The organism is Paenibacillus sp. BIC5C1 (assembly GCF_032399705.1).
GTDB classification, from domain to species: Bacteria; Bacillota; Bacilli; order Paenibacillales; family Paenibacillaceae; genus Paenibacillus; species Paenibacillus taichungensis_A.
On record NZ_CP135922.1, the window covers coordinates 3431949 to 3447605 of the forward strand.

Sequence of the window (15657 nt, forward strand, 5' to 3'; positions counted from 1 at the left end):
TATAATTGAAAATCATAAGAGTCAATTTTATAGGAGGAATTCCATAATGCCAAAAACCAAAGTAGCCATTCAAGACACCTTCTGGAAAGAATACTCCGAATTAGTCCGTCAGACTGTCATTCCTTATCAATGGGAAGCGTTAAATGACCGAATCGAAGGTGCGGAGCCGAGCTATGCCATCCGTAATTTTCGAATTGCAGCTGGTTTGGAGAAAGGTGAATTCGGGGGATGGGTGTTTCAGGATAGCGATCTCTATAAATGGTTGGAAGCGGTTGCTTATTCGCTCGGTAACCATCCTGATTCCAAACTTGAGAGCATCGCTGATGAAGTGATTGACCTGATTGGTCAAGCTCAACATGAAAATGGGTATGTAAATACCTATTTCACCATTAAAGAGCCTGGAAGACAATGGACCAATCTGTATGAAGCTCATGAGTTATATTGTGCCGGTCATATGATTGAAGCAGCAGTTGCATATTATCAAGCGACAGGGAAGCGCAGATTGCTTGACATCGCATGTCGATTCGCTGATCTCATTGACAGCATGTTTGGAACCGAGCCAGGTAAAATTCAGGCGTATTGCGGGCACCAGGAAATAGAGTTAGCCCTGGTTAAACTGTATAACGTTACGGGAGAACAGCGTTACTTGGATCTGAGCAGTTATTTCATTAATGAACGCGGCAACCAACCCAGTTATTTTGTGGAAGAATGGGAACGCCGGGGAAGGAAGAATATTTGGTCGCAAGGAACTCCCAATCTTGAGGTCTATCAGTCTCATCTGCCTGTGAGAGAACAATCTGTGGCCGTAGGTCATTCAGTTCGTGCGGTGTATATGTACACCGCCATGGCCGATTTGGCACGCCTCACGAATGATTCAAGCTTGCGAGAAGCCTGCGAACGGCTCTGGATCAATACAACGCGCAAGCAAATGTATATTACCGGGGGCATAGGTGCAACACATTTGGGGGAAGCATTCACGTTCGACTATGATTTGCCTAACGATACGGTATATGCGGAGACCTGCGCTTCCATTGGGCTGATTTTCTGGGCACGTCGGATGCTGCAATTGGAAGCCAAAAGTGATTATGCTGACGTCATGGAAAGAGCACTATACAATAATGTACTTGGCAGCATGTCCAAGGACGGACAACATTTCTTCTATGTAAACCCACTAGAGGTATACCCGGATGCGAGTGAAAAAAATCCAGATAAACATCACGTAAAGCCCGTACGTCAGAAATGGTTTGGTTGTTCATGCTGTCCGCCTAATGTGGCACGTTTATTAAGTTCACTTCATGATTACATTTACGACGTAACCGATGACGGAAAAACGGTGTATGTTCACTTGTTTATCGGCAGTGAGCTTCAATGGGTGACAGGAGACGGTTTGCAATTGACAGTACACCAACAATCTGAATTACCGTGGCAGGGGAAGGTGGAATTTTCGATTTCTATTGGTTCCAACCATGCTAAAGCCGCACCATTTGAGATTGCACTCCGAATTCCTCAGTGGTATCAAAGCCAAGATCCAATATTAAAGATCAACGGGGAACCTCAACATTATCGTAAGGAAAATGGTTATGCGAAAATGGAACGTAATTGGTCCGATGGTGATACAGTACAGTGGATATTGCCACTGGAAACCCAATTGATTGCAGCACATCCTCTGATTCGATCGGATGCTGGCAAAGCTGCCATCCAACGCGGACCGCTCGTTTATTGTCTGGAGCAAGTGGATAATGGATCTCCACTGTCTTCTCTCTCGTTTGCCGAGGAGCCAAAGTTGGGAGAACATGATGCGCCTGAACTGCTTGGTGGCTGCATTACTGTAGAAGTTGATGGACTACTTGTCGATGAATCTGCTTGGGTGGAGAATCAGCCATACCAACCGCTGCACAAAAAATTAAAACCGGTACAACTCACAGCAATCCCTTATTATTTATGGGGCAATCGACAAGCGGGAGAGATGAATGTTTGGCTTCGTACCTGATTATATAATTCGGATGTGACAGCTTTAATTGAAAATCGGAAAGAGTCACAAAGTAAAAAGTCGCCTAAATGGCGACTTTTTGCTTTTAAGGTCAGGCTCATTTAATGCAAACAGCTACTTTTTTTAAACGAAATTTAAGATACGTATTAAAACAGTGTAAGGTTGATCTTCTATACTTGCCTCTGAGCTTCAAAAATCATTCGAGGGAGAGATTTTTATCAATCATTCACGTTCATTCACATCAAATCGAATCAGAATAACAGCCATAAGCGCACTCGCTATGATTCTGACCGCATGCCCGATCATAAGTACGGGTAGTGCTGCCGCTAATGCAGCTCCTGTATCTGCTATTTCACAAGCCACCAAAGATATTCAGGCTCAAGCGCCTATCCAATATCGAATTCAAGCCCGGCTGGATGAGAAGAAGATGACGATAGAGGGGAGTGAATCCATTACTTACCGCAATACAAGTAAAGATACATTGAAGCAACTGGTTTTTCATACTTATGCTGATGCCAACCTTTCGGAATCGACACAGACGACCATGTTTAAACGTTCCAATGAAGAGATTAGCAAAAATAACCCTGATAAGAAACCGGAAGACTTTCTTGGAGGAATTAATATTGAGAAGGTGACGTCCGGCGGACAAGCCCTTGATTTCAGTAATAAAAACCAAGCTATGTCGGTGAAATTGGAGCAACCCCTTCAGCCGGGTGAATCCGTGTCGGTTCAAGTCCATTTTAATCTAAAGATTCCCTATGGCTCACAGCGCTTATCGTATTACAAAGATATTATCAATGGCGCTCATTGGTTCCCTGTAATGTCGGTCTATGACGAGGCCAAGCATGAATGGGATAGCAAACCTTATAGTAAGACATTTGAAACGGATTATTATACTTCCGCGGATTATGAAGTTCAGTTCAATGTTCCCGATCAATATCAGGTAGTGATGCCTGGTACGATAACCACACAGGATGATGCAGAGACTGGACGCAAAGTGGTATCCACTGTAGCCGATAATACGAGGGAGTTTGCTTTCTTTGCCAGCCCGAACTTCAAAGTGGACAGCGTAACCCGGAATGGCCTCACCGTAGAGTATTATTATTTCGACAACCAGCCAGGTAAGAAAAAAATCGTTGATGGATATATTGACCAAGCATTCAAAGCCATTGATTTTTTCAGTGATAAATACGGTAAATACCCTTATCCGGAATTCCGGGTTGTTGAATCATATGTAGAAGGTGTAGCTATCGAGTATTCAAGAATTATCCAAATGGGGCAAATCGGAATAAATTCCGACCCAGAACAAGACACGGTATTTGTCCATGAAATCGCGCACCAGTGGTTTCATTCGTTAATTGGGAATAATTCGGAGACAGAGTCTTTCCTGGACGAAGGCTTTGCAGATTTCTCCAAAGTGTATTTCTCTGAGAAGCAGGGGGATACGATGAATGGTTTTAAGTCCATCCAATTTGGCGATTCCACTGTGGATAAGGCCATTGCTTCAACCAATGATGAGGTGGGAGATTGGGCAAGTCCGGTTTATTACGATAAAGGCCGCCAAGCGATATACCAGTTGTACCGTTCCGTCGGGGAAGAGAAATTCGATGCCTTTATGAAAGAGTACTTTAAACGCTATGTGTACCAAAACGCTACGATTGACGGACTTCTGCAAACGATAGAAGATGTACTGGGAAAAGAGGTACGTAATGATATGAAGACGGCTTTATATGAGCCTAATTTTGCTCTAAAGTCTGAGTATCAACTGTCGAATGAGGAGAAAACGGCATATCTGCATTATCAGTTTCAATCGCTGTATGAATCAGCATTAACTCAGGTTCCGAATTTACCTTTTGAAACGATGAGCCGTGTGATGGAAAAAGCCCTTCAAGGTGAGCCATTAGCCATTGTGCTTAGTGATCAGGTGAGCAAGGCAGCGAACAACCAACAGGAAGCCATGGTAAACCAACTGACAACTCTACTGGATTTGAGCGGAGTGAAGTATGATGTGATCCGGGACCGCAAGGAGTTGAAGCAAAAAATGAAAAAAGAACTGGCTACCAGCAATCTGATTGTACTTGGTACTTCCAAATCAAATGGTTTTGTAAAAGCATTGAAATCCAGCATTATGGACCGTGCTAGCCATATCGGGTTTCACTGGAAAACGACTATGAACCAACCTTCTGCTGCTGGAGCATATGTGATCAAGCATCCTTATAATCAAAATCGTTTGATGCTGCATTATTTCTGGAATGAAGATCATCTAAGCGGTGGGAGTCTTGAATCATTCGTGATGAAAATGCAGGAATCCATTGGATTCAGCAGCGCTTATTATCAGTATTATGTGTTGGACAAGACGGGCAAGGTGACACTGGATAAAAAAGTTGAAAATCCACTTTCAAAATTTTTCGCTGAAGAATAACCGGAAATGTTCATTATATAAAGAAAGATTAAATTCCCTTTGGGAATTATCATTTAAAAATATAATATTACCTGTTATGGAGTCGCCTATATGGCGACTTTTTTTATTTAAGTTCAATTTAGGTTTTTAAAAGCTGTTCTGAAGGGTAAATATAACGTGGATCTTTAAATGGATGTCAAATAAAACGTTACGGAGGAACATGAAGAATGTTAGGGAAAGCATTGATTGTTAATATACTGCAAATAATAACAATATAATGTGCAAGACACCTAAAAATGTACGACAGTAACATCAATGACAAGTAAATGATCAGAATTCGGAGAACACCGAGATGAGGAGGACATATGAAAACAACCAAGGTCTCATTTTATGTACTATCACTAATTCTGCTCCTAGTGGCGGGGTTATCCGGATGGTCGGGGGATGCCAATGCAAACTCCAATTCAGGTAAAACCTATGTGATCGGCACGGACATCACATTTGCACCGTTTGAGTATCAAGATGAAAATGGGGATTATGTAGGCATCGATATGGATTTGCTGGATGCGATCGCCAAAGATCAGAACTTTAATTATCAAATCAAAGCGCTGGGATTTAATGCTGCTGTGCAAGCTCTTGAGTCCAATCAGGTGGATGGCGTCATCGCCGGGATGAGTATCACGGATGAACGAAAACAAAAGTTTGATTTCTCAGATCCTTACTATGAATCAGGTGTTGTTATGGGGATTAGTGCCAATAATGATACTGTAAAAAGCTACGAAGATCTTCGCGGTAAAAAGGTCGCCGTGAAAACGGGAACAGAAGGATACAGCTTTGCTGAATCCATCGCTTCAAAATATGGTTTTACCATTGTACCATTCGACGATTCTTCGCAAATGTATGATGATGTGAAAACTGGAAACTCGGTTGCATGTTTTGAAGATGAGCCTGTTCTAAGATTTGGAGTAAAACAAAATAACGGCTTGAAAATCGTGACCAAGAAAGAGGACGGAGCTTCTTACGGATTTGCGGTAAGCAAGGGGCAGAATCAAGAACTCCTAAAGATGTTTAATGAAGGATTAGTGAATATCAAGGCTAACGGTGAATTTAAGCGCATTACCGAGGAATATGTCGGTGAAAATGCCGTTGTCGCAAACCAAGGTCGTTGGGAATTAGTTCAAAAATCTCTGCCCGCACTATTCAAAGGTCTGGGAAATACTCTCTTGTATACGATTATTTCGCTGTTTTTCGCCTTTATCATCGGCTTGATTTTTGGCTTTATGAAAGTGGGACAGAATAAGGTCCTTCGCGGGATTGCTACTGTATTCGTGGATATTTTCCGCGGAATACCGTTGATCGTCCTGGCATTCTTTATATATTTCGGGATTCCTCAGGCGATGGGCTTCACCATGCCACTGTTCCTGGCAGCCATTCTAACGCTTAGTTTGAATGCAGGAGCGTACGTAACGGAAATTATTCGCGGTGGAATTCAATCGATTGATCGTGGACAGATGGAGGCTGCCCGTTCATTGGGACTTCCTTATCGCAAAGCGATGATAAAAATTGTAATCCCTCAGGCCATACGGGTTATGATTCCTTCATTTATTAATCAGATGGTTATTACATTGAAAGATACTTCGATTTTGTCTGTCATTGGCCTGGTGGAGTTGACGCAATCCGGTAAGATTGTTATCGCAAGGACTTTCGCCTCTTTCGACATTTGGTTGACCGTTGCGATTATGTACCTGATTGTAATCATCACATTGACTAAAATTGCTGACTATCTGGAGGTGAGGGTTCGTCGTGGGTAAAATTAAAGTTGAAGGATTAAAGAAAAGTTTTGGTACGAATCATGTGCTGAAGGGCATCGATATATCGGTCAACGAAGGTGAAGTTGTCTGTGTTATTGGACCTTCAGGTTCAGGTAAAAGTACGTTTTTGCGTTGTATTAACCAGTTAGATGAGATCACAGCTGGACGGGTTATCGTAGATGATCGGGATCTAAATGATTCCAAAACGAACATTAACAAGGCTCGCGAGAACATAGGTATGGTATTTCAGCACTTTAACCTGTTTCCTCATTTCAGCGTGCTCAAAAATATCATGTTTGCACCCAGAGAACTTGGCATATTAAAAGAACAGGAAGCCCGCGATACGGCACTTCGTTTACTGGATCGGGTTGGCTTGTCGGATAAAGCTGACAGCTATCCCAACCAACTTTCGGGCGGACAAAAACAACGCGTAGCGATCGCACGTGCGCTTGCCATGAATCCGGACGTGATGTTATTTGATGAACCAACTTCAGCGCTCGACCCCGAGATGGTAGGAGAAGTCCTTGGTGTAATGAAGGATCTTGCGAGCGAAGGTATGACGATGATTATCGTGACCCATGAAATGGGGTTTGCCCGTGAAGTTGCGGATCGGGTTATCTTCATGGATGGTGGATATGTTGTAGAGCAGGGCACCCCTGTTGAAATATTCGGGAATCCAAAAAATGAACGGACGATCAGCTTTCTGGAGAAAGTACTTTAAAAAGCCAAACCAACCCCCCCTTCAAGATCCGTTCTTGAGGGGGGGTTGGTTTGTATTTAATTTTGATGGGTCATTGCCCGTAGACGTTTGACATCTTCCCTTGGCGGAAAACCAAACATGCGAGAATATTCACGACTGAATTGTGAAGGGCTCTCATAGCCGACCTGGAAAGCGACATCCGCAGCATCCGTTGATTCAGACAATAAGAGGCGCCTGGCTTCCTGCAGTCTTAATTGTTTTTGGAACTGAATTGGACTCATGGCGGTAACCTCTTTGAAGTGTCGATGAAGTGAAGCCACGCTCATTTTTCCAATCTCCGCAAGCTCCTCAATCCGAAATGTTTGATTATAACTACTCACAATCCGTTCAATCACATCTCTGATTCGATAAGTAGCACTTCCTTCAAGTGCGATCTGCTCCAACATGCCCCCATGCTCACCTTCAAGAACTCTGTAGAGAATTTCCTTGATATAAAGGGGGGCTAGTATCGAGATGTCCTTTGGTTTATCCAGTAATCGGACTAATCGAATTACGGCATCCAGCATCGTTAACTCCGTCGGGCTGACATATATGCCTCGCTTGGCATTTTTCTTCTGCCTGCCTTGAATTTCGGAATCGCGTAACACGTCCAGCACTTGCTCCGGCGTAAATACAAGATTGAGAGCCAGATAGGGGGCATCCGAGGAAGCCTCAACCACTTCCGAGGTAACCGGAAGATCCAAGGAGGCTACAAGATAATCGGCTGGACTGTATCTGAATCGCTCCTGTGCCAGCCATACATCTTTGGCACCTTGAACAATAATGCACAAGGAAGGTTTGTAAACACCATGCTTTGGACCGGTAACTGTTGAGCGACGAATAAAAAATAATGAAGGAATTGCAGTCTCATTTAAACCTTCATATTGTGAATAATGCTTAATAACATGGGCAAGCTCTTCCTGTTGCTTATAAATGGGCTTAGACATAAGATCCTCCTTACTCCTTCAACGGAATAGCCCAATTATAAACCATGAAGATCTCATATAAAAATAGTCTTGAGAAGATTAGGCAAGCTTTTGCGATGATTTGGTTATCGGTCATTCATTCATCTGGTGCATAATTGGATGACAGAGACACCACAACAGTCTTACTTTCTTTAGAGAGGAGAATCAGAATGGAAAATCGTTCACTTGGAACTACGGGATTAAAGGTAACGAATCTATGCCTGGGTACAATGACTTTTGGTAATCAGGCAGATCAAAATACTTCATTCCATATTCTTGACCAGGCTTTTGATGCAGGTGTGAACTTCATCGACACAGCCGATGTATATCCCATTGGCAGGGCATCGTATGCAATCGCAGGAGCTACCGAATCGATCATTGGGGAATGGATGAAGGGTAAACGGGACAAGGTTATTCTGGCTACAAAGTGTTTTGGAGCAATGGGACCTGGTCCTAATGACAAGGGTTTAAGCAGAAAGCACATCATTACAGCCTTTGACGAAAGTCTTCGCCGCCTAAAAACGGATTATATTGATCTTTATCAAGCTCATCAATTCGACCCAAGTACACCCTTGGATGAAACGCTGCGTGCATTTGATCAGCTTGTGGAACAAGGTAAAGTTCGTTACGTGGGGGTATCCAATTGGCGTTCCTGGCAAGTGGCGAAAGCAAATGGAATTGCAGAGAGAAAAAATTACACACGAATTGCAAGCGTCCAGCCACGCTACAACTTGTTGTTTCGGATGATAGAGGAAGATTTGATTCCAATGGCTCTCGATGAAGGTGTTGGAGTGATCAGCTATAACCCACTGGCGGCTGGTTTGTTAACGGGACGATACAGTAATTCTGCAAACATTGAAGAAGGCACCCGCTTTGGTCTCGGAAACAATGCAGGAAACTTGTATCAAGAGCGATACTGGCAAAAGGCTAATTTTGATGCAGTTCAAAGATATGTTTCCTGGTGCCATGAGCATAATTTGAACCCTACCACAACAGCTGTACGTTGGGTTATCCAACAACCTGGCATTACTTCAGCTATCATCGGAGCGAGTCGTCCAGAGCAGTTGGAGGCAAGTCTGAGTGCAGCGGATGTAAGTGAATTGACTCAACAAGAGCTGGAATGGCTCGATGAGTTATGGTTTTCATTGCCTCGTCGAAAAGAGCTCAGTTAATATGCAACCAACCAAATAAATAAATTTCAAGCGAAGGAAGGGATTGTACAATGTCGGATGCTAAAGAACAAACTGTCGCTCAGAAGAAAATTGGGGATTTTGCACCAAAGCTTGTGTCATTAACCGATGATGTGCTGTTTGGAGATGTATGGAATCGGAAGGAACTTTCCCGCCGTGAACGCAGTTTGATTACTGTATCCAGCCTGATTACTGGAGGAAATACACAACAATTGAGATCCCATCTGGATCTGGCGAAACAGAATGGTTTGACTGAAGAGGAATTAATCGAAGTCATGACACATCTTGCTTTTTATGCTGGTTGGCCTAAGGCCATGTCCGCTATTACGGTTGCAAAAGAAGTATTTTCAAAAGAAAAATAGAAAAGGAAAAGGGGTTAATTCCAAATGTCCAATATTCAAGGGAAAGTTGTCATTATTACCGGTGCTTCCAGTGGGATTGGAGAAGCTACAGCCAAGGAACTCGCGTCCAGGGGAACAAAATTAGTACTGGCAGCTCGCCGTGAAGAACGATTAAAGACATTACAACTTGAGATTCAAAACAACGGTGGGGAAGCGATTTATAAAGTTACGGATGTAACTTCGCATGAACAAATGGAGGAACTTGCCGAGCTCGCCCTGGGTACGTTCGGAAAAGTGGACGTATTGGTCAATAACGCGGGACTTATGCCAAACTCATTCCTCCATACGAAGAAAATTGGAGACTGGAATAACATAATCGATGTCAACATAAAAGGTGTGCTTTATGGGATAGGTGCTGTTCTTCCTTCAATGAGAGCAAGAAAAGAAGGTCATATTATTAACATTTCCTCTGTAGCCGGGCATTCAGTTGGTGCCGGAAGCGCTGTATATGCAGCTACCAAGTTTGCCGTGCGAGCAATTTCTGAGGGTTTGCGTAAAGAGGAGTATGCCAACAATATCCGAACAACCATTATATCCCCAGGAATGGTTACAACCGAATTAACCGAATCCATTACTGATGGGAATTTCAAACCGGTCGTTGAAAAGATGTATGAAGGGGCCATCGATGCAGACAGCATTGCTCGTTCCATTGCATTTGCCATTGAACAACCCTCTGACGTGGCAATTAACGAAATGATCATTCGCCCTACAAGTCAGGAGCGGTAATCTAGGGGATATGCGTTCTGCTGCTTGGAGGTGAGCATTTGAATACACGGATTAAAAATCTGTTTGAGATAAAAGGATATCGTTTATTCATCATTTGCATACTATTGGTCGGAATAGGTATTTCAATTACGCAGCCATACTTATCCTTATATGCCACCGAAGTTTTGGGAATGAGTATGGGGAAATTTGGCGTTTTCATGGCGATAAGTTCATTAGGTGGAGTATTGGTCAACTCGCTTATTGCCAAACGGTCTGATAGCGGTTTGGATCGAAAATGGTTAATTATTTTGGCTATGTTATCATCTGCGTTGGGATACGCTTCCTATTTGGTGTTTGATCATTTCATTATTTTATTGATTGTCATTACTTTTTTTAGTGGATTAGGCGCACCGGCGATGCCGCAAATCTACGCCTATGCACAGGAATCAGCAGTAGCAAGTCAAAACAATGATAAAACATTTGCGATGTCTATTTTACGTTCACTTGTGTCTTTAGGCTTCCTGATAGGACCTCTTGTCGGTACAGTCATTTTGGGTGTACTTGGATATAAAGCTCTCTTTCTAGGCACATCTTTTATCTATATTACCATTGCGTTTCTTGTGTTCTTTTTCTTACAAAGACGAAAATTGGTCCAGCAGAATAAGAATAAGGTAAAAAGTGCACATACTTCATCGTTGAAAAACAAAAAAATCATGCTGCCGTTTATCGCTTTTATCTTCCTGTTTGCTGTAAATGCGATGAATACCATCAACACACCGTTGTTTATTGTTCATGAGCTTCAGGGTACACCGATGGAAGTTGGATTGGTCGTTAGTATCTCTGCTTGTTTGGAAATCCCTATTATGCTTGTATTAGGTTCCTTGGGCAAGAAGATATCAAACCACGCCTTGTTGATCATCGGTTGTTTTGTGGGGCTTTTTTATTACGCCATCTTAAGTCTATCCACCCATTCTTGGCAGCTTATCGCGGCGCAGCTCCTGCAGGCAATATATGTAGCCATTGTGATGGGGAATGGGCTAAGCTATTTCACGGATTTATTGCCTCATTCACCGGGACAGTCCACGACCCTTTATTACAATGGCTCCATTATTGGCAGACTTGTAGGAAACATGGGTGGGGGTATTCTTGCCCAGTTCATCGGATTTCGTCATGTGTACTGGATGTGTATCGCTATCATGATTTTGTCTCTGTTGATCCTATGGGCGACAAGGGCTCATTCAAAAATCAAACCATCAGTAGGACATTCACTATAGTTCGTAATCCTCCATTTCCAGTTTAAAAAGAAAGAGGCTGGCAGGTATTCACCCAGGTGAATCTTGTTTAGGCTTCTTTTCCATCTGTGATGGTCTTTTCGGCCGTTGCATAAACCAATCGGTTGCGAACCAGAGAGGGCAGAAATTTCAGATAGAAAAAGCTGACGGCTAGCGTGCAGAATGCCAGCATGTAATGCAGCCAGGTGACCGACAACCAGACTGGAAAGGCGAGAGCAATACCTCCCAAAGCCAGTGAGTGCCCTAGCATCATAATCGGTTCGATCAATGAATTAACTCGGCCCATATTCTGAGGGGGAACAAGTTCCGGCATCCAACTACCCAGCGCAATGTTAATAGGAGCTATGGCGATTCCCGCCAACAGGATGAGAAAAAGATAGATTTCAATCCGCATGGTTGTTCCAAGTCCTCCGATAAGCAGGCTGGAAATGAAAAGTCCCGATATCAGAATCGGAGTTCTTGTGAAGCGCTTGATGAAGTGAGGAGCGATAATGCTGCCAATCAGAAATCCGATCCCCAGAAAGACAGTAATGAGCGAAGAATGAACAACGTAATTGTCGGGACTTAACTTGTATTTCATGGCGAAGATAGGGAGTACAGAGAAGACACCGTTTACAATACCGAAAAACAGAAATCCACTAATCAGTACGAGAAGCAATCGATTCCCGGCAATATACCGAAGACCATGCCAGAAATCCTTAAATAGAAGTGATAGCCGCAGTTCCCGAATAGCGGTTCTTCCATTGGGAGTTCGGGCACGTTCGGGAAAATCTCCCCAAGCTAAAAGAAGACCAGAGATCAGGAAACTAACACCGTCGATGATAAAGGCGCCTTTAATGCCGATATAATGATAGGCCGCTGCGCCCAAGCTCATGCCAAAGAGCATAAACATCCCCATGATCATCTGATTGAGGCCGGAGGCCTGAACATATTGTTCCTGATCAATGCTGCCTTGCAGCAATCCCATTTCTGCGGGACCAAAAAATTTGGATATCGAACTGCGTAAAAAGAGCATCAAAAAGCAGAAGAACAGCATGTCATAATGAACAAATAACAGCAGTAGCAGAGTAAGCCCTGCCCTGATCCAGTCGCTGTAGGCAGCGATATGCTTGCGGTCGAATCGGTCAGCAATGACACCAACGATCCAGAATACAGCCAAGGGGGGCAGCGAGTACATTAGCTCCGCCAACGTAGCGAGCGACGGACGCTCACTGTACCGGTCTACCAGATAAAAGGCGAATGCCATATTTCCAATTACGGTGCCTAGCTGCGACGCAAAAGCTGCAATGAACAGCTTGCAAAATGTCGGATTACGAAAAAGCGTCTTCATTCTTTCTCCCCCTAACACTACATCTCTTTCATCGATACTGGATGGAGCAGATTTTTCAAATAAAGCATCAGGGCATCATATTGCATTCGAGTGTTCGCTTTTTGGGGACCAATTGTGATGTAGTGGGTCATAATGCCCTCCTGAAAGGAAGCAGCAAGTCTCGAGATATCCATAACATCCATGGCAGGTGAGAATTCTTCACGTTCCACACCGATCCGAAGCAGCTCCGCAAATTGTGCGATTCCTTTTTCATATCGTTCAAGAAGCAGCTCGCGGCGTGGCATATCCCGCCATCCGACCAGAAAGTACTCATAGAACGCAGGCATCAATCCTCCGTGGGGAGAGCGATAAAGCTCCTGCCACTGCTGGGAATAAAGTGTAGTCACCGTTTCCCATATGGAGGAAGAGGACTCCATTAGCTGATTGATATACTGTTCATAATCTGCGTCTTGATAATCCAGTAATGCCTCGAAAATATCCTCTTTGGTCTGATAATACAAGTAAATCCAGCCACGGCTCATTCCGGTTTCCTGAATGATATCCTTTAACGTTGCAGCGCCATAACCCTTTTCGGTAAACACCCGTTTGGCTGCTTCAAGGATTTGCAGATTTCTCCGTTCTTTTTGACTATCTGTTAATCTGGGTGACATTTCACCACTTCCTTTCCGTTTTGACAAAATGAACCTCGTGTCATTTTAATAATAATGACACGAGGTTCATTTTGCAACAAAAAAATAATCAACGCAAGAAAAATTCTTCAAGTGCGCTGATCATGTTAATATCATTCATCCAAATTGAAATTCTTTAAAGAATATGTAGTCATTTGCATGTTTTTGGCGTAGTCAATTTGAAATATACAGGAATATATCACGTTTAATACGTAATCAAAAGCAATTTGCGATGAAAAAGTACCGATCTTTGCGTGTTTTGTTTCATCATTCGGAACTTGGATACAGATCCTACTGAATTTGGCCAACTCACTTTGATGATTTGCGGTAATCGTGATAAATGGTATTTTTTCATGCGAGAAATGTTGGGCTGCCTTTAGGAAAATGGGCGATTTTTCATGATAGGTCAAAAAAATGGCGCAATCCTGTGGGGTAAGATTTATGGTGTGGTAGGCCCATTCAGATAGCTCTGTTGTAATCACGACGTATTTATTGATTTTAATCAACTTATTCTGAAAGCTCTTCGCGCGGATTTGGGAATCCCCCAACGCATAGATGAAGATTCGTTTCGCCTGATCCAGCAAATGGGCTGCTTCTGTTAGAGAGGCTTCATCCATAAAAGCAAAGTTTTTCTCAATCGTTTCTTTCATTAGTTCAGCTATATCTTTTGCCACCTGGAGTGAAGATTCACCAATTGCGAAGGGATAATTGGGATCAACATTGGAGATGTTCTGAGCATTCTGCTGAAACTCTCGAGCAAGCTTTATACTGAACTCCTTAAACCCTGAAAGTCCAAGCTTATGAGTCAAGCGGTTGATAGCAGAATGTGACGTGTATGTGGCTTTGGCAAGCTCCTGAATATTCAAGTGAAGCATTAACTCCTTATGAGTCAGAATATAAGAAGCGATGCTTTTTTCATTTGGTGTAAAGTTGTTCATGTCTGTTAATTGGGTCAATATTTTCAACAGGTTCACCCCGGATTCATTGAAATAACGTTGATGTAGAGCATCCAGTAAACATTTTGTTTAAAAAGAGGGCATTAGAATACATAATATTGGTCAAATGTACCGTAATTTCTCCAAAGCTCCTCCGGAGGATTTTCTTCTTCTATAATAAATGAAAAAGAGCCTAAGGGGGAATTCATATGTTAACTATCGGTTACATTGGCAATGGCAAAAGTACAAATCGTTATCATCTTCCTTTTTCATTGAATCGAGATCATTTGAAAGTAAAAACGATATATGCTCGGCATCCTGAAAAAACAGAATGGGAGAAAGCTCCTGGCGTTCTCTACACAGATGATCTCGCAGCTTTAATGAATGACGATGACATTCAGTTGGTCGTGGTCTGTACACATACCGAATCCCATTATGAGTATGCAAAAATGGCGCTAGATCACGGAAAACATGTACTTGTTGAAAAACCTTTTATGCTGAGCAAAAAAGAAGCCGAATCCATTTTCCAGTACGCCAAAGAAAAAAATCTCTTGATTCAATGTTATCAGAACCGACGATATGATTCGGATTTTCTGACAACCAAGAAAGTGATTGAATCAGGAAAGCTTGGCGATTTGCTGGAAGTGGAGATGCATTACGATTATTATCGACCGGAGATCCCGAATGCTACCACCCATTTTTCCAAATACAAAAGTTATTTATACGGGCACGGTGTTCACACCATTGATCAGGTATTATCCTATTTCGGGCAACCGGACAAGATACATTACGATGTTCGTCAATTGCTGGGTCCTGGCAGAATGAATGATTATTTCGATCTGGACTTTTATTACGCTTCACTCAAAGTATCAGTCAAATCCAGCTTTTTCCGTTTGAAGCCCCGCCCGAGTTTTGTAGTATACGGCAAAAAGGGGGTATTCGTAAAACAAACAGAGGATCGTCAAGAGGAACATCTAAAGTTATTTTACCTTCCCAAAGGACATGCCGATTTTGGCAAGGATTTGCCTCAGCATTATGGAGTACTAACGTATCTGGATGACGCAGGAATGTACCATGAAGAAAAAGTGATTTCTGAACAAGGAGATTATGCAAGAGTCTACGACGATATCTATGAAGCCATCAACCATGGCAAAGAAAAAGTGATTCAAGACAAAGAAACGATCGCAGTTATGGGAATATTGGAAAAAGGTATGGAGGAGTGTAACTAAA

The 15657-nt window shown here is 42.8% G+C and carries 13 protein-coding genes; 9 read left to right on the forward strand and 4 right to left on the reverse strand.

Annotation, left to right across the window (positions count from 1 at the left end):
* Positions 1-46: 46 nt before the first annotated feature.
* The 4 genes from RS891_RS15445 to RS891_RS15460 all read left to right on the forward strand — a co-directional run bounded on the left by RS891_RS15445 (position 47) and on the right by RS891_RS15460 (position 6923).
* Positions 47-1990, forward strand: coding sequence for a glycoside hydrolase family 127 protein (locus RS891_RS15445; protein WP_315796000.1), 1944 nt, complete (start codon positions 47-49; stop codon positions 1988-1990).
* A 280-nt stretch (positions 1991-2270) separates the two neighbouring features.
* Entirely contained in the window at positions 2271-4412 is a 2142-nt protein-coding gene (locus RS891_RS15450) for a M1 family metallopeptidase (protein WP_315796002.1), read from the forward strand.
* A gap of 344 nt (positions 4413-4756) precedes the next feature.
* Positions 4757-6202, forward strand: a complete 1446-nt coding sequence (locus RS891_RS15455; RefSeq protein ID WP_315796004.1) for an amino acid ABC transporter substrate-binding protein/permease — start codon at positions 4757-4759, stop codon at positions 6200-6202.
* Positions 6195-6923 carry an amino acid ABC transporter ATP-binding protein gene (locus RS891_RS15460; RefSeq protein WP_113054740.1) on the forward strand — a complete coding sequence of 243 codons (729 nt, stop codon included), beginning with the start codon at positions 6195-6197 and terminating at the stop codon, positions 6921-6923. The genes RS891_RS15455 and RS891_RS15460 overlap by 8 nt, the downstream gene beginning before the upstream one ends.
* A 56-nt stretch (positions 6924-6979) precedes the next feature.
* Here RS891_RS15460 and RS891_RS15465 read toward each other — a convergent pair whose 3' ends face one another.
* Complete coding sequence (locus RS891_RS15465; RefSeq protein WP_315796006.1) at positions 6980-7888, reverse strand: AraC family transcriptional regulator; 909 nt, start codon at positions 7886-7888, stop codon at positions 6980-6982.
* Positions 7889-8076: 188 nt separating this feature from the next.
* Between RS891_RS15465 and RS891_RS15470 the strand changes: the two genes are divergently transcribed.
* From RS891_RS15470 to RS891_RS15485, 4 genes are read left to right on the forward strand one after another with little or no spacing between them, the layout of a single operon-like run.
* Entirely contained in the window at positions 8077-9078 is a 1002-nt protein-coding gene (locus tag RS891_RS15470) for an aldo/keto reductase (RefSeq protein WP_315796008.1), read from the forward strand.
* 50 nt (positions 9079-9128) lie between these two features.
* The gene (locus RS891_RS15475) at positions 9129-9458 is read left to right on the forward strand and encodes a carboxymuconolactone decarboxylase family protein (protein ID WP_113054738.1); all 330 of its coding nucleotides are present in this window, start codon (positions 9129-9131) and stop codon (positions 9456-9458) included.
* 24 nt (positions 9459-9482) lie between these two features.
* Positions 9483-10223, forward strand: coding sequence for an SDR family oxidoreductase (locus RS891_RS15480; RefSeq protein ID WP_315796010.1), 741 nt, complete (start codon positions 9483-9485; stop codon positions 10221-10223).
* Positions 10224-10261: 38 nt separating this feature from the next.
* Positions 10262-11476, forward strand: a complete 1215-nt coding sequence (locus tag RS891_RS15485) for a sugar efflux transporter (RefSeq protein ID WP_113054736.1) — start codon at positions 10262-10264, stop codon at positions 11474-11476.
* A gap of 67 nt (positions 11477-11543) precedes the next feature.
* Here the strand turns inward: RS891_RS15485 and RS891_RS15490 are convergent, their stop codons facing one another.
* From RS891_RS15490 to RS891_RS15500, 3 genes are all read right to left on the reverse strand, one after another.
* Entirely contained in the window at positions 11544-12824 is a 1281-nt protein-coding gene (locus tag RS891_RS15490; protein ID WP_315796012.1) for an MFS transporter, read from the reverse strand.
* Between the two features lie 17 nt (positions 12825-12841).
* On the reverse strand, positions 12842-13474 hold the full coding sequence (locus RS891_RS15495) for a TetR/AcrR family transcriptional regulator (RefSeq protein ID WP_113054734.1): 633 nt from the start codon (positions 13472-13474) through the stop codon (positions 12842-12844).
* Between the two features lie 131 nt (positions 13475-13605).
* Positions 13606-14457 (reverse strand): MurR/RpiR family transcriptional regulator, encoded by an 852-nt coding sequence (locus RS891_RS15500; protein ID WP_315796015.1) that lies wholly within the window; start codon positions 14455-14457, stop codon positions 13606-13608.
* Positions 14458-14636: 179 nt separating this feature from the next.
* Between RS891_RS15500 and RS891_RS15505 the strand changes: the two genes are divergently transcribed.
* A complete protein-coding gene (locus RS891_RS15505) occupies positions 14637-15656 on the forward strand; it encodes a Gfo/Idh/MocA family oxidoreductase (RefSeq protein ID WP_315796016.1) in 1020 nt (339 codons plus the stop codon).
* Position 15657: the final 1 nt, after the last annotated feature.